The sequence below is a fragment of the Nocardia sp. NPDC058666 genome (assembly GCF_042714895.1).
Lineage (GTDB): Bacteria > Actinomycetota > Actinomycetes > Mycobacteriales > Mycobacteriaceae > Nocardia.
Genome location: NZ_JBHXRY010000012.1, coordinates 34,157 through 51,282, shown reverse-complemented (window position 1 = coordinate 51,282; position 17,126 = coordinate 34,157). Strand labels below are relative to the sequence as shown.

The window sequence follows — 17,126 nt, the reverse complement described above, 5'->3', positions numbered from 1 at the left end:
AGAGCAGCCGGTATCCGCGGGACGCGTTCGGCGCACGCTCAGCGGTAAGAAAGGGGTTGTTCCGGCAGGAGTAGGCGAAGTCCGATGCCGGGCATCGGGCAGTGGCGCTGCCGTGGTTCACGATCGAGATGCTGAAGCGGCTACGCGACAGCCCGACCTGTGGACGGATGTGCGCGGTGAAGGCGCTGCGCGAGGTGGGTGCCAGCGTGGTGCAGGTCGAAGACAAGGTCCCGCTCGTGTTTCCCGGTCGGGGCGGAGTGCTGCGCGATCCGAACAACTTCAATCGGACATGGCGGAACGCCCGCGGCACCTTGTACTGTACGGGTTGAGCTTGCGAGGTCGTTGACGTCGGGTAGACGCCTGCAAGGGGTCGGTGGATGTCACGCAGTACACGTTCCGGAAAGCGGTCGCGACGCTGATCGCCGAGACGTCGGATTCGAAGACCGCCGCCAAGCAGCCGGGGCACTCCCGAGAAGCGGTCACCGAACGGCACTACATCGCGTCGCCGGAACTGGCGCCAGATTCCTCGGCCGCGTTGGAGCTGGGGTTCGGTACGTCGGGCTGACAACGACGTTCTCGGTGGCGAATTCTTGGGGTCTTCTTGGTGATGACCCGAAGATACGGGATAAACGAAAAAATCCCCTGACCATTTCACCTGGTCAGGGGATCTTTATGCTCCCCCATCTGGACTCGAACCAGAAACCTGCCGATTAACAGTCGGCTGCTCTGCCAATTGAGCTATAGGGGATTGCCCTGAGTGGTTAGACTCAGGCGGTCTGCCTTGGCGGGCTGACCGAGATGAAACTTTAGCGCATCGTGTCGCGGGAACCCAAATCGGGGCGCTACCTGCGCACATGCGGCGTGTAACGATGTGTGAGTCGAACAGTGGCCGGATCGACACGGGCGGGGCCGCTGGGGCAGGATGGAGCGCGCACACAGACGTGGGAGGAGCTTCAGGAGATGCTGCGGTTGATCATCGGCGTAGCGGCCGGTTATGTGCTGGGCACAAAGGCCGGTCGGGCGCGCTACGAGCAGATCTCTGCGGCGTCGCGGGCGGTCGCGGGTAGCCCGGTGACCAGGAAGCTGGTGTCGGTGGGCCGGCAGAAGCTGTCGGACAAGTTGAGCACGCAGCCGAAGCTGGAACCGATGGAGCCGATCGACGAGCGCACCACGGTCCTGATTCCGCACAACCAGCTGCGCCGCTGAGCTGAGTTCGACCGGGGTCGGCCACTGACCCTGTCACAGTGCTCGCGCGGTATCCAGCGTCGCGAGGACGATCTCGCGGTAAACCCGGGCTGATTGCGATGTTTCGCTTCGTTGGCTGCCGAGTAGTGCAAGTCGGCGACGTCGCTATCGGTGCTTACGTCGATACCGCGCTGCCCGATCGGGTCGAGATAGTGTGCGAATCTGCTCGGCGGAACCCCACGAGCCGCCGAGCAGATTCTGTCGAAACGTTGATCAGTACGCGGGGCAGTAATGCTTTGCCGACAGTGCGACGAATTTGCTCGCCTGGTTCCAGTTCATTCCACCCGATGCCAGGTCGTAGGTGACCGACCAGCGCGACTGGCCGGTGCGCAGGGCAGCGCAGACCGTGTGGGCGGCGTCGACGACGAGCGCGGAACTGGCATTTCCGGTGCTGACGCCATTGGCGGACAGATCGTTCAAGAACGCCTGATCTGCCGAAACCGCAGACCCCGAACTCGATCCGGTCGACGGTGCGGCTTGGACCGCTCCGACGGAAAGGCCGGCAGAAATGGCGACGGCGGCAAAGGCCACTTTGAGGGACTGAGAAATGAATGTCATCGGAATTCCTTTGTATCTGAGGATGATCGACAGTCCGTGAATTTCGCTGTCCTCAATTACGGTACGGATCGCGAGTCATTCCCTCTATTGGGAAATTCACCGAGAGGTGCGTGCGTGCGCACACGGCCGTCTACGTGTACGCACGGAGGTCGAGATTGCGTGTATGCCCGGATTACGTTGCGTCGCAGCGCCGTTAGCATCGAAAGCGCAGCAGATTCACCAGAGGTGACCGCACCGACTGGTCGGATTGGAGAATTTTGGCCGTCGACCGACCTTGTGCAGCGAGATCGAGCTCCCCGCACCATGTCTCGCGATATCCTGGGCCTTCCGGCGAACGGGGGGCGGGGCATGGGGCGAGTCGCGGTCGTGTCGTCGGTGACCGCTGTCCTCACCGTGATCGGTGTGGTCGGCATCGACTGGTCGGACGCCGCTCTGGGCGACCCTGCGCGTGCGCTGTCGATGGGCCCGTTGGAGGCCCTCGTGGCTGATCAGGCAAACTATCTGCCGCCCTTCTCGATCCTCGAACTCGTTGTGACGGTGGCGACTTCATTGGCCACCGTCGCCGCCGGACTAGAGGTGTGGAAGCGGCGACCGCAGCACGCGACCGGTCAGATGATGGTTGCGGCGGGTCTGCTTTCGCTAGCCTGCTTGGTACGCAGATCCGATGTGCCATTGCTGTTCACCGCGGGTGTCGTACTCACCAATCTGGCGATACCGATTGTCGTGCATCTTGTCCTGGGCTACCCCTCTGGTCACCTTCGTCGGACGTGGGAACGGGTCTTCGTCGGCCTGTGCTGGCTACTGGCCACCGTGGGGGTGGTGAGTGAATGGTTGTTCTTCGACCCACGGATCGCCTTCATCGAAGCAGGCTCGACCTCACAGAATTTGCTGCTCATCGATCATCGGCCGGAGTTGGCTCATACGATTCAGCTCACCGTGGGTGCCACCATGCTCGTATTCGCGGTCATGTTGGCGTGCACCGTGCTGGCCCGGTGGATTGCCGGAACCCGCACGTACCGCTCCGATTTCACGCCGATAGTCCTGAGCACGCTGATCGGCTTCGGAGTGCTCGCGTTCGCATTGTTCGCGACTGTCCAACTCCGGGTACTGCCGGGAGATTGGGTGCTGCGATTCCGCAATCCGTGCGTGGTGCTGTTGCCGTTCGTGTTCATCGTGATCGCGCGGCGCTATCGACATACGCACGGCGCGGTCCATTCCGCGCTGACCGAGTTGGGTTCGACGCCGGTCACCGATGGGTTTCTCGAGTCGCTGCGGCGCGTCGTGCGCGACCCGACCCTCGAATTGTGGACCTACGACAATGTCGCTGACACCTACTCCGACAGCAGCGGTGGTCGGCGCTGTCTGGAACCGGTGCCGCGAGGCAGGCGAGTCACCCTGGTGGACTGGGCGGGCAATCGGGTCGGCGCGGTGTTGCACGATAAGACCTTGATGGCGCAGCGGGAGGTTCGTGCCGCGGTGCGGGTGGCCGCCGGGCTCGCGCTCGAACACGAACGTATGCAGAGCGAACTGCAACAGCGACTCATCGAAGTGCGGCAATCCCGTGCGCGCATCGTGCACGCCGGCGACATTCATCGTCAGCGGATCGGCCGCGACCTACACGACGGTGCCCAACAGCTACTTGTCACCGCGATACTGCAACTCGGCAGGGCGCAACAGTCGGTCGACAGCGATGACCTGCGCATTCACCTCGACGCGGGTGTCGTTGCCGCGCGTACGGCACTGCACGGATTGCGCGAGCTCGCCCGCGGGGTCTATCCGGCCACGCTGACCGACTACGGACTGGTTGCGGCGTTGAACTCGTTGGCCGAACGCAGTGCGCTTCCGCTCGAACTGGCCAGTTCCCTCGATGAACGTCCATGCGGGGCAAGCGAACTCGCGGCCTACTACATCGCCGCGGAGGCGATTACCAATGCGTGCAAGCATTCCGGCGCCGAGTTCGTGCACATCACCATCGAGCGCAGGGGGGCGGAGTTGGTGGTGACGATTCGGGACAACGGCTGCGGTGGAGCGACGGTCAGCAGGGGTGGCGGACTCGACGGGTTGATCGACCGGGCCGGTGCGGTCGGGGGCTCGCTGCGGATGGAAAGCCCTGCGGGAGTAGGCACGACCCTGGTCGCGATGCTGCCGTTCAACGACGAGGAGGACCGAAAATGACGTTGCGCGCAGTCCTCGCCGACGATGAAGTGCTGTTCCGCACCGGACTTCGACACCTGCTCGAACACGAGGGTATCGAGGTTGTCGGCGAGGTCGGCGACGCCGACGCCCTGTTCGACCTGGTCGGTATCCACGATCCCGACCTGGCCATTGTCGACATTCGCATGCCGCCCAATCACCGAACCGAGGGCTTGGACGCCGCCGTAGAGATCAGAGCGATGTTCCCACGGACTTCGGTGATGTTGCTGTCCGCGCACGTCGAAACCGAGGAAGCCGTGCACCTACTCGGTGGCGGCGCCACGGGCATCGGGTACATGCTCAAGGACCGCTGCGCGGACGTGTCGGCGTTCATCGGGGCGCTGCACCAGGTCGCGGCGGGTGGCATCGCGATCGAGCCGTCGTTGGTCTCGCTGCTGCTACAGCGTCCGCGTCGCGGCCGCCACGCGATCGACGAGTTGACGCATCGGGAGCGGGAGGTCCTCTCGGCGATGGCCGAAGGCAAGTCCAACCTGGCGATCTCTCGTGCCATCGGCTGCACCAAACGCACTGTCGAGAGCCACGTCATGCGCATATTCGACAAGCTCGGTCTGCAGATCCAACCCGACGACGACCGGCGGGTGCGTGCCGTACTGGTCTACCTCAAGGAGCGGTCGACTCAACCTCCAGGATGAACCTGGCGTGCGGTCACGGGTTGTCTGGATGGACCACAGCCGCCAGGAAGGTCGGCATCTGGTTGCTGGACTGGGGTTCGGCGGTTTCGGTGCCGGTGTCGTTGTGGTGCTCGGAGCTGAACAGCGGCATCGGGACGGCGCCGGTGTTCGGGTGTGGATCAGCCATGGTTTTCCCCCTTGTAGTGATTTACCTGAGCTGCGGTTTCACCGAGCGTAGTGGATGTGGGTTTCGGGCTGCCGCGATAGTGTGCCGCCATGTCCCTGCGCAGAAGTGCCGCCCTGTTCGCGAGTGTGGCTGTGGCCGCGGCGGTGGTGACCGGATGCTCGACCTCGGGCACCGCCGTTCCGGCACCGGCGTCAACGACCGGCAAGGCGGCTGAGGCCGCGAAACCTACTGGGCCGCAGGTCGGTACGGCGACAATGACGGTGACCGGTGGCACCGGGCCGGTCACGATCCGCTACTCGATCAATGGCGCGGCCGAACAGACCGCGACCGATGTGACGCTGCCGTGGACGAAGGACTACCCGGTCTACGACAAGGTCCCGACCACGGTGACAGCCCAGGGTGCGTCGGGTTGCACGATCACCATGAACGGCATGCTGCTGTCGGTCAAGAACGAACCCAACCCGACCTGCAACTTCGCCTACTACGGCTAGACGCGGCGTCGGTGAGTGCCGACGCATCGAAGCATGGATAAACACGAGAAGGGCCGATGAACATGTCGACCGAGGCCTGGCAGGTTCGTGCAACCGCAGAGTTGGAGCGCTTTCAGGCGGTGTCAGATCCCCGTCCGGGTGACCAGGCGTGGCCGGAAATGGTGTGGCCTGTGCCGAAGGGGGCGGTGTTGACCGGCGGGGTCGTGCAGTTGAGCACTGTCGATCCGGCAGCGGATTCGGCGGAGCTGTTCGACGCGCTCGATCACGATGTCGTGTGGGCGCACATTCCGGGGCGTCCGACCGATCCTGCACAGTTCGAAGACACTCTGCGACAACGGATGTCGGTCGACGACTGGCAGATCTGGATCGTGCGCACCCGGCAGGCGATCGGTGACAAACCTGCGGGCGCGATCGTCGGTGTCACCGCCTACCTCGACGTCCATCCGCGCGATGCCGGGTTGGAGATCGGGTTCACCGTGTACACGCCGTCCGTGTGGGGCACCGCGGTCAACCCCGAAGCCAAATTGTTGTTGCTGGAGTACGCATTCGGCACACTTCGAGCAGGGAGAGTTCAGCTGAAGACCGATGTCCGAAACCATCGCTCACAGCAGGCGATCGCTCGGCTCGGTGCGACTTACGAGGGGACTCTGCGGCGCCATTTCCGGCGAGCCGACGGGACTGTCCGCGACAGCGTGCTGTTCTCGATCATCGCCGAGGACTGGCCGGATGTGCGCGCTCGACTGACCCGTCGCATCCAGGGATAGCACCCGGGGTTCGCCGGGCGAAAGGGCGTTGGGCGGACCTAAGATGATCGCTCAGTCCGAACCTGGGGTGACCAGGCCGGATTCGTAGGCGAGAACGACCAGTTGGGCTCGGTCGCGGACGTGGAGTTTGGCCATGGCGCGGTTGATGTGGGTTTTGGCGGTGTGCGGGCTGATGGTCATGTGGGCGGCGATGTCGTCGTTGGACAGGCCCTGCGCGACCAGGGTGACGGCTTCGCGTTCGCGGGTGGTCAGTTCGTGCAGTGCGGTGCCGGGGGTGGGGGTGTGCGGCTGGGTGAGGAAGCGGTGGATCAGTCGGCGGGTGATGGAGGGGGCCAGCAGGGCGTCGCCGCGGGCCGCGACGCGGATGGCGTGCAGGAAATCCTCCGGTTCGATGTCTTTGACGAGGAAGCCCGCGGCGCCCGCGCGCAGTGCCTCGAGGACGTATTCGTCGAGGCCGTAGTTGGTCAGGATGACCACGTGGACGCTGGCCAGGGCGGGGTCGGCGGCGATGCGGCGGGTGGCTTCGATGCCGTCGAGGACCGGCATCTGGATGTCGAGTAGGGCGATGTCGGGCAGGTGTCGGCGGGCCAGTTCGACACCCTCGTGACCGTTGGCGGCTTCGGCGACTACTTCGATGTCGTCCTCGATGTCGAGCAGGGCGCGGAAGCCGCTGCGGATCAAAGGCTGGTCGTCGACCAGCAGGACGCGAATCATGGTCGCACCACCGGTAATTCGGCGTGCACGGCGAATCCGCCGCCGGTGCGCGGTGCGGCGTGCAGGTGTCCGCCCAGCGCGGTGACGCGTTCGCGCATGCCGAGTAGACCGACGCCGGGAATCGGCATTACCGCACCGGCGGTCCCATCGTCTTCGATGTCGACCACGAGACTGTCTGTGCGGTAATCGATTCGGATGGTTGCGGTCGTGGCGGCAGCGTGACGTGTGACGTTGGTGAGGGACTCCTGAACGATGCGATAGACGGTTCGGTCGACCGCTGTGGGCACATTCTGGTGTGCGCCCTCGATCGTCAGGGTCGTGTTCAAGCCGGTAATACGCACGCGCTCAACAAGTTCCGGGATTTGAGCCAGCCCGGGACGCGGGGAGGTGTCGTCGTCGCGCAGCGCCTCGAGGGTGGCACGCAACTCGCGGGCGGCCTCGCGACCGGCTTCGCGGATCGCCAGCAGTGCTTCCGGGACCTGCTCGCCACGCTTGCGGGCCACGTGCACGGCGGCCTCGGACTGCACCTTGATCACCGAGATCTGGTGGGTGAGTGAATCGTGCAGCTCGCGGGCGATGTGCAGCCGTTCCTCGTCGGCGCGACGGCGCGCGGTCTCCTCCCTGGTGCGTTCGGCCTCGTCGGCGCGGCCCTCGGCCTGGCGCAGCGCTTCGCCTGCGGCGCCCGCGGCGATGAGCCAGGCGATCTCTAGCGCGTCGCGTGCGCGGGCCAGCGCCGCCGCGGTGTCGTGCAGCGACGCCAGCGCGGCGAGGGGCAGCGCGGCCAGCACCGCCACCGAGGCCAGCACAGCGACCAGCCGATATCCCGCACGGACCGCGAAATACACCGCGAACAGGAACGCGACGGCGGGCACGTCGAAGCCCAGCGCCTGGTAGCCCAGCGCACACAATCCGGTCACGACCAGCACTGCGACGGGCGCTCGTCGTTGCGCGACCAGGGCCAGGCCGCCGACCACCAGCAGCGTGTAGCCCAGCGGGTCGAGATCGGTGGGAGTGTGCTCCCGGCTCAGCCCGGTGATCAGCAGCGCCGCCGCCACGCCGACGGCGATCACCCAGTCGACGGTTCTGCCCATGGGCAAACCCTAGCCCGCCCGCGGCCTCGGCGAATCCCGCAATCGGACTACTGCGGCGGTGGTAGTCGTCCGGCTGCTGCCTCCTTCGCAGTACTCGATACCGCAGCCGTATCAGCTCGAATTGTCCACGGACGCACGATGACTCCACCGTGCCAGGCACCGACGATGGAATCCGTCGGACCGACCATCAGTTCATCGGTTCGCGCCGTACAAAGTCCGTCGGCCGCCGCGGACACAGACAACACGAGGAGCACCCCATGTCCATTCGCCCACTCACCGCAGCCACTGTCACCGCGGCGCTCACCCTCCTTACGGCCGCGCCTGCCACCGCCGCGACAACCACCCTCGCGGACTCCTACGGCATGACCACCGACCGCTTCTTCGCGACGTCGGCCGCGTTCGTCGGCCTTGCCGCGGTGACCGTGGGCGGTTGGGCGGTGGTTCGGGGCGGAAACCCCCTCCGGCCCATGATCGCGATCGGAGCAGGGACGGTCGCGGCGATTGTCGGGGCGATCGGTGTCGTAACTGCCGATGGTGGTCCCGGCACCGGTAACGGCATCGTCGGCGCGGGTATCGCGATCTTTTTCGGTGTGCTGGCCATCGTGCTGGGCGTTCGCGCCCGAACGCACCACTGAGCACCCTTCTGGACAATTGATCACCAGGCATTCACGCAAACATCGCGCGAGAAGGATTCTGCACAGAAGCCTGGTGATCAATTGCCCAATAAGGGATTCAGTGACCTCGGGCGATCCAATCGGACAAAGCGGGCTTTTCGGTGCCGATGGATGTGCTGTCGCCGTGGCCGGTGTGGACGGTCGTGTTGTCGGGCAGGGCGAACAGGCGGTCTCGGATGGAGTCGATGATCGTGTCGAAGTCGGAGAAGGAACGGCCGGTGGCGCCGGGGCCGCCTTGGAACAGGGTGTCGCCGGTGAACAGGGCCGACAGGTCGGGGATGTGCAGGGAGACCGAGCCGGGGGAGTGGCCGGGGGTGTGCAGGATGTCGATGTCGGTGCCCGCCACGGTGATTCGCGGGGTGTCGGCCAGGGAACGGTAGTCGGCGGTGGGGTGGGTCATGCGCCAGAGGGGGTCGTCGCCGGGGTGCAGCAGGACGGGGGCGTCGAAGCGTCGGGCCAGTTCCGGGGCAACGGTGACGTGGTCGTTGTGGCCGTGCGTGCACAGGATCGCGGTGACCTGGCGATCGCCGACCGCCGCGGCGATGGCGTCGGCGTCGTGGGCGGCGTCGATGACGAGGACTTCGTTGTCGTCACCGATGAGCCAGACGTTGTTGTCGACATCCCAAGTACCGCCGTCCAGCGCGAAAGTGCCTGAGGTGACGACTCTTTCGATGCGGGTCACCAGACCACCACCGAACGCAGCACGCGACCTTCGGCCATCGCGGTGAACGCCTGCTCTACCTCGTCGAGGCCGATCCGCTCGGTGACGAACCGGTCCAGCGGCAACCGGCCCTGACGGTAGAGGTCGACCAACATCGGGAAGTCGCGTTCGGGCAGGCAGTCGCCGTACCAGGAGGATTTCAGCGCGCCGCCGTGCGAGAACAGGTCGATCAGCGGCATGTCCAGCTTCATGTCGGGGGTGGGCACGCCCACGAGCACGACCGTGCCCGCCAGGTCGCGACCGTAGAACGCCTGCTGCCAGGTTTCGGGGCGGCCGACCGCGTCGATCACCACGTCGGCACCGAAACCGTCGGTGAGTTCCTTGATCGCCTCGACGACGTCTTCGCTGGTCGCGTTGATCGTGTGGGTGGCGCCGAAGTCCTTGGCCCAGTCCAGTTTTCGCTGTTCGCGGTCGATCGCGATGATGGTGCCCGCGCCCGCGAGTCGCGCGCCCGCGATGGCGGCATCGCCCACACCGCCGCAGCCGATCACCGCGACACTGTCACCGCGCGAGACGTTTCCGGTGTTCATCGCGGCACCGATACCGGCCATCACGCCACAGCCCAGCAGGCCCACTACGGCCGGGTCGGACTCGGGATCGACCTTGGTGCACTGCTTTTCGTGCACGAGGGTCTTGTCCGCGAACGCGCCCACGCCCAGCGCGGGGGTGAGCGGGGTGCCGTCGAGCAGCGTCATCGGGACGCTGGCGTTGTGGGTGTCGAAGCAGTACCAGGGGCGCCCGCGCCGACAAGCCCGGCACTCGCCGCACACCGCGCGCCAGTTCAACACCACGAAGTCACCCTCGGCCACATGGGTCACCGCCGCACCCACGGTTTCCACCACACCGGCGGCCTCGTGCCCGAGCAGGAACGGGAACTCGTCGTTGATCCCGCCGTCGCGATAGTGCAGGTCGGTGTGGCACACCCCGCAGGCCTGCACGCGAACCACCACATCGTGCGGCCCCGGATCGGGAATGACGATGTCGACGGTTTCGACCGGCGCATTCTTCGCGCGGGCGATAACGGCGCGAACGGTGTCGGGCATGCGGACCTCCTGTTGGTTGGCGTGGTCTCCGTCAACGCTAGCGGGGCCGCTCAACTGGGGATGGGCGGGATCTCGCCGGTGGGCGGACCGAGCTCTTCCTTCACATGATGTTCCACGAGCAACGGAACGTAGTCGCGAATGTGCACCTTGCCGAACGCGTCGTACACGTTGTGGACGATGTCGGCGAGCTCGGCGGGGGCGATGGTCGGGTATCGGATGATCAACCGCTCGATGACTTCATCGAGCTGGCGGTTCTCGTGGGTAGTCATGTTCCCGGAGTACCCGCGGATGTCGCCGATCAACGGCGGATGGGGAAAATCGGCCGGCGACTCGAACCGAAGGGGCAACGCAGCATTGCGGCGCGAGGTCGGCCGCGTAGCGGCGTGTTCTTCTGGTGGACCTCGACCCAACCGGAAGGTGTCGATGGTCGCAATCGGCGGTGCGTGCTGGACGTGGGGCGATCGGGTGGGCACGGTGGAGGAAACCAGACCAGAGGAGATAGCTATGACGCCCGCTCGCCCGACAATCCGGGGCCCCCGCGCGGCCGTGCTCGCGCTCGCGGTTCTCGCGACGGGCGTCGGTGCCTGCTCCGCGGACCCGGAGGCGGCGAAAACCGCCACCGTCGAGTCGGCGACCGAGGCATCAGCGATGACGTCCGCGACCACACCGCAGCTCATAACCCCTGACCACAGCCTCGACGAGTCGCTCTACGACGCCGCAGCAGCCAACGATGTCGCGCGGGTCCGCGACCTGATCGCCCGTGGCGCAGACCTGGAAACGCGAGGTGACCAAGGCCGCACGCCGCTGGTCGCCGCCACGAAGAACTCGGCGAACGAGGCCGCGCTGGCGCTGATCGAGGCGGGCGCCGACGTGAACGCCAAGGACGATCTTCAAGATTCCGCCTACCTGTACGCCGGCGCCGAAGGCCTCGACCGGATCCTCGAGGCGACCCTGCGACACGGCGCCGACTTGCGCAGCGTGAACCGCTACGGCGGCACCGCCCTCATCCCGGCCGGCGAGCACGCGCACGTGAGCACTGTGCGGATGTTGATCGCCGCGGGAGTCGACGTCGATCACGTCAACACACCGCAGTGGACGGCGCTGCAGGAGGCGGTCGTCTACGGCGACGGATCGCAGCGCTACCAGGAAACCGTGCGCGCGTTGCTCGCCGCGGGCGCGGATCGCCAGATCCGCGACGCGGACGGCCGCACCGCGTTGCAGAACGCGGAACGGCTGAACCAGGACGCGATCGTCGCGCTGCTTCGCTGAGAATCCGCGTGTTCTGTTGAGCTGCACTGCATTCGGCCGGAGCAGGGAGGTAAGAGTGCGTGGTCGACGAGCTCAACGGGCCGGCAAAGCCCTTCTGCCGGGGAAGTGGCCGGGTTCGTCCGCTGCCGACCGCCTACGGCACGAGTAGCCCGGTCAGCAGCGACGCCCGCAGACTCTCGGCATTGTCGCGCGCGCCGACCCACGAGCGAGTGGTCGCCGTCATCGCGGTAGGCGCCGGGTTGCCGATGCAGTGCGGCGCGAACGCGGCGAAGAACTCATCGGGATCGAACAGCGTCTCCGGCGTGTGCACCCCGGCCGGCCGGTCGCGGGTCCCGAGCAGCAGCGCCGCGACGGCCAGCGGAATGCCGGTGTTGTCGGACATGCCGCGCCCCGGAACCTGGGCCAGAGCCGTTGCGACAGTGGCAGTTTCGCCATCTCGCCGCCCGGTGACGATGGCGAACAACGGCGGCAGCACTCCGTCGCCGAGGTTGCCGGGCGGCAGCATCGACACCACCCGTGCGGCCACGCGCGCGGCCCGGTCGACGCTGAGCAGCTTGCGATCCACCGACATCCGCAACCCACGGCACAGCGCGTACAGCGCCCGCCCGCCGGTGATCACGTTGGTGTTGTCGCGCAGCTCGGGCATCGCGCGATGCAGGGTGACGGCCTCGGGATGCCCGAAACTCCAGCCGACGCCCGCGCCGAGTCCGGGGTAGTCGATGTCGACCCGCTCGAGCGCGGGCCGGTCGACGAGTTCGCCCTCGCGGGTGACCCGGATCGTGCCGGTGATCTGTCGAATCGCGTGCAGGTAGGCAGCCCCCGGCGCCCGCCCGCCCGCATCGCTGTCGTGCGCGGTCCCCGCGTCGGTGCCGCTCCACGCGGTGATCACACTGTCGACGCTGTCGAGTTCACGGGCCGCGGTGACCGCGAGCAGATTCGCGACTCCGGGGCTGGCGCCCATCCCCACCAGCGCGACGACGCCCGCGTCTCGGGCGCGTTCGCGTAGGTCGAGCATGGTCAGCGTCGGCTCCCAGTCGTCACAGATGTCGACGTAATCGCAGCCCGCCTCGATCGCCGCGGTCAGGGTCGGCATCCCGAATCGGTAGTACGGGCCGACGGTGTTCACGACCAGGTCGCAGGCGTCCAGGGCGGCGCGCAGTGCGGCGGCGTCGGTGACGTCGAGTCCGCGCCCGGCGACCGTGGGCCCTATCGAGGCGGCCACCCGGCCTGCCACTCCCGCGTCGAGGTCGGTCAGCACCAGCTCGTGCTGCCCGGCGAGTGCGCGGGCGGCCACGCGCCCCATCTGTCCCGCGCCCCCCAGAACCAAGATCTTCGTCATCGCTGGAACCTCCGTGATCGCCTAGTCGTGGCAAATCAGACAGTGACTGTCAGTTTCGCTCGACTATACGTGGGCACGAGGCTTGTGCAAGTGACTTTCAGGGCGGTGGCGAGTGTTCGAAGCCCAGGATCGCCTCGGCGCTGCGGGTCAGCGCCTCGAGGATGTAGGCGAGTTCGTACCGCAACGGCTGTTCGAAATCGGTCGATCCCCAGTGGTCGAGCGCGGCGTCGAACCCCCACGCCAGCGTGGCCGCGAGCAGGCGGATCTCGAGTTCGTCGGCCCGGCGGCCGATGCGCGCGGCGATGGCGTGGCGCAGCACTTCCTCGAGTTCTCTTGTCTGCCTGGACAATCCGTCGCGGACATCGGGCTCGCTGGCGACGTACCGCATCCGGCGGCGAATGCGCTCCTCGTCGGCGGCCAGGTCGTCCACCAGCATGGGCGCCGCGGCGCGGATCAGTTCGATGAACTCGGCGACCGAGACCACGGTTTCGCCGTCCTGGCTGAGCAATTCGATGAGTTTGGGGTCGTGCTCGTCCCACAGGATGAGCGCTTCCTTGGTGCTGAAGTAGCGGTAGATCGAGCTCGGCGACACCTTGGACGCCGCCGCGACCTGTTCGACGGTGACGTTGCGAAAGCCGTACTCGTCGAACAGATCCAGTGCCGCGCGCTGGATCTCGCGCATGGCGTGCAGTTTCTTGCGTCCCCACGCGGAGGTGGGCTCACTCGGCTGTGTCGGAGGCATCCGGCAAGCCTATCTCGCACCCCGAAAAACGGAAAGTGACTTGCAGGATGGCGCGACACTGCCTAAGCTCAGGAATATCTGACAGTCACTGCCAGCTTGGAGGCGGGTCCATGACGCAAGTGCAAACCAGACCGAAGCCTGATGCGTCGCCACCTCAGCGGCCGAGCGTGGCCCATCGCTGGGGGGTGTTCCTCGCCGCGCACTGGCGCCTGACTCTGGCGATGTGGGCACTGGTGCTGGCGGCCTGCGCGGTGAGCGTGCCGCTGCTCGAACACCGTTTGCGCGCACCGGATTTCACCGTCGACGCGGCACAGTCCGCGGAAGCGCGGCGGGTGGTGTCCCAGCACTTTCCGGCCATCGGCGCCGAGCAGGACGTCATCGTCTTCGACTCGGGACAGCTCACGACCGACAGTGCGCAGTATCGAGCGGTCGTTGGCGATATGCTGACGAAAGTGCGTGCCACACAAGGAGTTTCAGAGGTCGTCGGCCCGTTCGACGACGCGCCTGCCGCGCTGATCTCGACCGACCGCCGCACCGCGATCGCGATCGTGGGCCTGCTCGGTTCGGCCGATCGGCGCGCACAGATCGCGAAAGACTTGGCGCAGAAGGCATCCGAGCACAAAACGGGCCCGGTGACCGTCGGGCTCACCGGCCACTCGCCGATGCAGAACGATCAGGTGCGCATCGGCGTGGAAGACACCACCAAGGCCGAGTTGATCGGACTGCCGGTGGCCCTGCTGCTGCTGGTGCTGGCCATGGGGGCGCTGGTCGCGGCAGTGGTCCCGGTCGGCATGGCACTGGCGGGGATCGCGGGGGCTTACGGGTTGATCTACCTGCTGTCGCAGGTGATGCACTTCGACACGCTGGTGCTCGCGATCGCGACGATGATCGGCACCGGTGTCGGCATCGACTACTCGATGTTCCTGGTCAGCAGATTCCGGGAAGAACTGGCAGCAGGCGGCGGTGACCGCGCGAGCGTGCGGCGCGCGGTCGGCGCGACGATGGACACCACCGGTCGCACCATCGCGGCATCGGGATTGATCGTGATGATCTCGCTGGGCGCGCTGTTCGTGGTGCGAGTCCCCATCTTCCGCGCGGTCGCGGGCGGTGTCGCCGCGTCGGTGACCGCGGCGCTGCTGGTCTCGCTGACCCTGCTGCCCGCGGTCATGGCGGGCCTTGGCACCCGAATCAACAAGGGTGCGCTGCCGGCGAAGTTCACCCCGCCCGACATCCAGCCCGACCAGCCCGCCGGGGTGTGGCAGCGTTGGGCGCGCATGACCATGCGCAAGCCGATCCTGTTCGCCGCCGCCGCGATCGCCCTGCTGGTGCTCTCCGCGGCGCCGCTGGTCGGGGTGAAGTTCGGCGTCGACGCGGGCGCGGCCGCGCTGTCGGAGGAACCCTCGGGCCGGGCGACCGAGCTGGTGGAGCAGAAGTTCGCCAGCGGACTGCTCGCGCCGGTGCAGATCGTGGCCACCGCACCGGGTGACGGTCCGATGACCGAGACGCACGGGCAGCGGCTGGAGAACTTCGCCGCGAAACTGTCGAAGGACAGCCGCATTTCGTCGGTGATCCCGGAGGAAGCCGGCGGCCGGGTGGTCGCGACGGTGATCCTGCGGGTGCCGTTCGATTCGCCGGAGGCCACGGCGCTGGTCGAGTCGATCCGCAAGGACGCCAGGATGGTCACCGCCTACGGGGGTCCGGTCATCCGCGTCGGTGGCGAAACGGCGGAATATGTCGACTTCTCCCGCGAGATCAAGGATAAATCGCCACTGGTGTTCGGGTTGGTGTTGGCCAGCTCGCTGCTGTTTCTGATCGTGGTATTCCGCAGCGTGCTGTTGCCGCTCGAGGCGATCGTGATGAATCTGCTCGCGATCGGGGCCGCGATGGGCATCACCGTCGCGGTGTTCCAATGGGGGCTGGGTGAATCGCTGTTCGACTTTACCAGCCGCGGATTCATTCAAGTATTCTTGCCGACAGTTGTCTTCGCGGTGTTGTTCGGGTTATCGATGGATTACGAGGTATTCCTGATCGGTCGAATCAAGGAATATTGGGATCGCGACGGTGACAACAAATCCGCGGTCGCGGCCGGTTTGGCCCATACCGCACGGCCGATCACCGCCGCGGCCGCGATCATGGTGGTGGTATTCGGTAGCTTCGTCACCGCGCATGTGATGGAAGACAAACAAATCGGGTTCGCCCTGGCAGTGGCGGTGGCCATCGACGCGATCATCGTCCGGTTGATGCTGGTCCCGGCCCTGATGCAGATATTCGGGCGCTGGAATTGGTGGTTCCCGACACGGCGCGGCAAACGCCTTCCGTAATATCCACAACGCCCGGCTCCGGACGCTGGAAATAGGCGGCGTCCGGAGCGCTGGTGGCATTGTCGTCGGCGTTACCATCATGCAATAATTCTCTTGTCGGGCGGCCCGACATCGTTCGGCACATCGTGGTTCCGGTTTCGTTCGGGCCTCTGCGTGCCACCACGATTCGAGGATTGTGTGATGAACGGAAACTCTGCTGCCCAAATTCCCCCGAAGACCGCCGGGGCCGACAATTCCGCACGACTGTCCCGAGTGGGGATTTCGCGCACCGTGGTGGATATTCCGCTCGCGATGATCGATACCGGTGAATTCCTGCATGTACGGGCGGTGAATATCGAGCACGCGCAGATGTTGGCGCAGGTCGATTCCGGCCTGCCGCCGATTCTGGTCCATCGTGGCACAATGCAAGTGATCGACGGTTTGCACCGGCTGCACGCGGCGCGGTCGAAGGGTGCGCGCACGATCACGGCACGCTTTTTCGAAGGCAGCGTCGAGGAAGCCTTCGTGCTCGCCGTGGAATCGAATTCCGATCACGGTCTACCGCTGTCGTTGAAGGACCGCAAGGCCGCGGCATTGCGGCTGGTCGCGATGTATCCGGTGTGGTCGGACCGGCGGATCGCGACCGTGACAGGGCTGGACCACAAGACGGTGGGCGTCATCCGTCGCCGCACGAGTGGGGAAATTCCCCAGTCGACCGGCCGGCTGGGACGCGACGGGCGAGTACGCGCGCTGCCGACAGCGAAGCCGGGTCCCCCCGTGGTCGTTCCCGAGGACGAGCCCGTGCCCGATCAATCCCGGCGCGCGCCCGTAAAGCCAACGGCCACACCGCGTTCGGGGCCGACGGTGATCGACAATCTGCGCCGCGACCCGTCGCTGCGACTGTCGGAGAGCGGCAGGCAACTGCTGCGCTGGCTCGACGCCGTACCCAAGTCGACCGCGGAGTCCACCGACCTCGCCGACCAGCTCCCGCAGCACTGCCTCAACCTGATCCTGGAGGTGGCCAAGCACAACGCCGACTCCTGGCAGCGTTTCGCGGACCAGGTCGGCGGCCGGCTCGAGGACCGAACCGACTGACTTCCCCGGCAATTCGAACGACTTCCGATTCACGTCGAATTCACGCAAGGTTCGGTCCGTGTATTCGA

The 17,126-nt window shown here is 66.2% G+C and carries 20 protein-coding genes and 1 tRNA gene; 11 read left to right on the top strand and 10 right to left on the bottom strand.

Translation table 11 applies throughout. The features are described 5' to 3' along the window. Nucleotides 1–101 precede the first annotated feature (101 nt). Nucleotides 102–329: a hypothetical protein gene (locus tag ACFWVD_RS22720; RefSeq protein ID WP_379245872.1), complete on the top strand. Its 228-nt coding sequence runs from the start codon at nt 102–104 to the stop codon at nt 327–329. 44 nt (nt 330–373) lie between these two features. Beyond that, entirely contained in the window at nt 374–565 is a 192-nt protein-coding gene (locus tag ACFWVD_RS22715) for a hypothetical protein (protein WP_379245870.1), read from the top strand. A 110-nt stretch (nt 566–675) separates the two neighbouring features. Here ACFWVD_RS22715 and ACFWVD_RS22710 read toward each other — a convergent pair. Further along, nucleotides 676–748, bottom strand: a tRNA-Asn gene (locus ACFWVD_RS22710). A 212-nt stretch (nt 749–960) separates the two neighbouring features. Here ACFWVD_RS22710 and ACFWVD_RS22705 point away from each other — a divergent pair. Further along, nucleotides 961–1,206: a hypothetical protein gene (locus ACFWVD_RS22705; protein ID WP_379245869.1), complete on the top strand. Its 246-nt coding sequence runs from the start codon at nt 961–963 to the stop codon at nt 1,204–1,206. A 252-nt stretch (nt 1,207–1,458) separates the two neighbouring features. Here ACFWVD_RS22705 and ACFWVD_RS22700 read toward each other — a convergent pair whose 3' ends face one another. Continuing rightward, nucleotides 1,459–1,803: a DUF732 domain-containing protein gene (locus tag ACFWVD_RS22700; RefSeq protein ID WP_379245868.1), complete on the bottom strand. Its 345-nt coding sequence runs from the start codon at nt 1,801–1,803 to the stop codon at nt 1,459–1,461. A gap of 348 nt (nt 1,804–2,151) precedes the next feature. Between ACFWVD_RS22700 and ACFWVD_RS22695 the strand changes: the two genes are divergently transcribed. Together ACFWVD_RS22695 and ACFWVD_RS22690 are read left to right on the top strand one after the other, a co-directional pair. Continuing rightward, entirely contained in the window at nt 2,152–3,978 is a 1,827-nt protein-coding gene (locus tag ACFWVD_RS22695) for a sensor histidine kinase (protein WP_379245866.1), read from the top strand. Then, a complete protein-coding gene (locus tag ACFWVD_RS22690) occupies nt 3,975–4,649 on the top strand; it encodes a response regulator (protein ID WP_379245864.1) in 675 nt (224 codons plus the stop codon). The genes ACFWVD_RS22695 and ACFWVD_RS22690 overlap by 4 nt, the downstream gene beginning before the upstream one ends. A gap of 13 nt (nt 4,650–4,662) precedes the next feature. On the opposite strand, the gene ACFWVD_RS22685 is transcribed toward ACFWVD_RS22690, so the two are convergent. Further along, nucleotides 4,663–4,815, bottom strand: coding sequence for a hypothetical protein (locus tag ACFWVD_RS22685; protein ID WP_379245862.1), 153 nt, complete (start codon nt 4,813–4,815; stop codon nt 4,663–4,665). Nucleotides 4,816–4,904: 89 nt separating this feature from the next. Here ACFWVD_RS22685 and ACFWVD_RS22680 point away from each other — a divergent pair, with 89 nt between their 5' ends. Both ACFWVD_RS22680 and ACFWVD_RS22675 read left to right on the top strand, forming a co-directional pair. Continuing rightward, nucleotides 4,905–5,306 carry a hypothetical protein gene (locus ACFWVD_RS22680; protein WP_379245860.1) on the top strand — a complete coding sequence of 134 codons (402 nt, stop codon included), beginning with the start codon at nt 4,905–4,907 and terminating at the stop codon, nt 5,304–5,306. 170 nt (nt 5,307–5,476) lie between these two features. After that, on the top strand, nt 5,477–6,070 hold the full coding sequence (locus ACFWVD_RS22675; RefSeq protein ID WP_379245858.1) for a GNAT family N-acetyltransferase: 594 nt from the start codon (nt 5,477–5,479) through the stop codon (nt 6,068–6,070). A gap of 51 nt (nt 6,071–6,121) precedes the next feature. Here ACFWVD_RS22675 and ACFWVD_RS22670 read toward each other — a convergent pair whose 3' ends face one another. Further along, on the bottom strand, nt 6,122–6,784 hold the full coding sequence (locus tag ACFWVD_RS22670; RefSeq protein WP_379245856.1) for a response regulator: 663 nt from the start codon (nt 6,782–6,784) through the stop codon (nt 6,122–6,124). Next, nucleotides 6,781–7,875 (bottom strand): sensor histidine kinase, encoded by a 1,095-nt coding sequence (locus tag ACFWVD_RS22665; RefSeq protein WP_379245854.1) that lies wholly within the window; start codon nt 7,873–7,875, stop codon nt 6,781–6,783. The genes ACFWVD_RS22670 and ACFWVD_RS22665 overlap by 4 nt, the downstream gene beginning before the upstream one ends. A gap of 257 nt (nt 7,876–8,132) precedes the next feature. Between ACFWVD_RS22665 and ACFWVD_RS22660 the strand changes: the two genes are divergently transcribed. Continuing rightward, nucleotides 8,133–8,510: a DUF6223 family protein gene (locus tag ACFWVD_RS22660; RefSeq protein WP_379245852.1), complete on the top strand. Its 378-nt coding sequence runs from the start codon at nt 8,133–8,135 to the stop codon at nt 8,508–8,510. Nucleotides 8,511–8,607: 97 nt separating this feature from the next. On the opposite strand, the gene ACFWVD_RS22655 is transcribed toward ACFWVD_RS22660, so the two are convergent. Genes ACFWVD_RS22655 through ACFWVD_RS22645 form a run of 3 tightly spaced genes read right to left on the bottom strand, consistent with a single transcriptional unit; the run spans nt 8,608 to nt 10,582 of the window. After that, a complete protein-coding gene (locus ACFWVD_RS22655; RefSeq protein WP_379246081.1) occupies nt 8,608–9,234 on the bottom strand; it encodes an MBL fold metallo-hydrolase in 627 nt (208 codons plus the stop codon). Continuing rightward, entirely contained in the window at nt 9,228–10,313 is a 1,086-nt protein-coding gene (locus ACFWVD_RS22650; RefSeq protein ID WP_379245851.1) for an S-(hydroxymethyl)mycothiol dehydrogenase, read from the bottom strand. Before ACFWVD_RS22650 ends, ACFWVD_RS22655 begins: the two co-directional genes overlap by 7 nt. 50 nt (nt 10,314–10,363) lie before the next feature. Next, entirely contained in the window at nt 10,364–10,582 is a 219-nt protein-coding gene (locus ACFWVD_RS22645; RefSeq protein ID WP_379245849.1) for a three-helix bundle dimerization domain-containing protein, read from the bottom strand. A 235-nt stretch (nt 10,583–10,817) separates the two neighbouring features. Between ACFWVD_RS22645 and ACFWVD_RS22640 the strand changes: the two genes are divergently transcribed. Then, entirely contained in the window at nt 10,818–11,582 is a 765-nt protein-coding gene (locus tag ACFWVD_RS22640) for an ankyrin repeat domain-containing protein (RefSeq protein WP_379245847.1), read from the top strand. Nucleotides 11,583–11,715: 133 nt separating this feature from the next. On the opposite strand, the gene ACFWVD_RS22635 is transcribed toward ACFWVD_RS22640, so the two are convergent. Both ACFWVD_RS22635 and ACFWVD_RS22630 read right to left on the bottom strand, forming a co-directional pair. After that, nucleotides 11,716–12,921, bottom strand: coding sequence for a saccharopine dehydrogenase family protein (locus ACFWVD_RS22635; RefSeq protein WP_379245845.1), 1,206 nt, complete (start codon nt 12,919–12,921; stop codon nt 11,716–11,718). Between the two features lie 97 nt (nt 12,922–13,018). Beyond that, nucleotides 13,019–13,663, bottom strand: coding sequence for a TetR/AcrR family transcriptional regulator (locus ACFWVD_RS22630; protein ID WP_379245843.1), 645 nt, complete (start codon nt 13,661–13,663; stop codon nt 13,019–13,021). A gap of 167 nt (nt 13,664–13,830) precedes the next feature. On the opposite strand from ACFWVD_RS22630, the gene ACFWVD_RS22625 reads away from it, so the two are divergent. Together ACFWVD_RS22625 and ACFWVD_RS22620 are read left to right on the top strand one after the other, a co-directional pair. Further along, nucleotides 13,831–15,984, top strand: a complete 2,154-nt coding sequence (locus ACFWVD_RS22625) for an MMPL family transporter (RefSeq protein WP_379245841.1) — start codon at nt 13,831–13,833, stop codon at nt 15,982–15,984. A 180-nt stretch (nt 15,985–16,164) separates the two neighbouring features. Then, on the top strand, nt 16,165–17,058 hold the full coding sequence (locus ACFWVD_RS22620) for a ParB N-terminal domain-containing protein (RefSeq protein WP_379245839.1): 894 nt from the start codon (nt 16,165–16,167) through the stop codon (nt 17,056–17,058). Nucleotides 17,059–17,126: the final 68 nt, after the last annotated feature.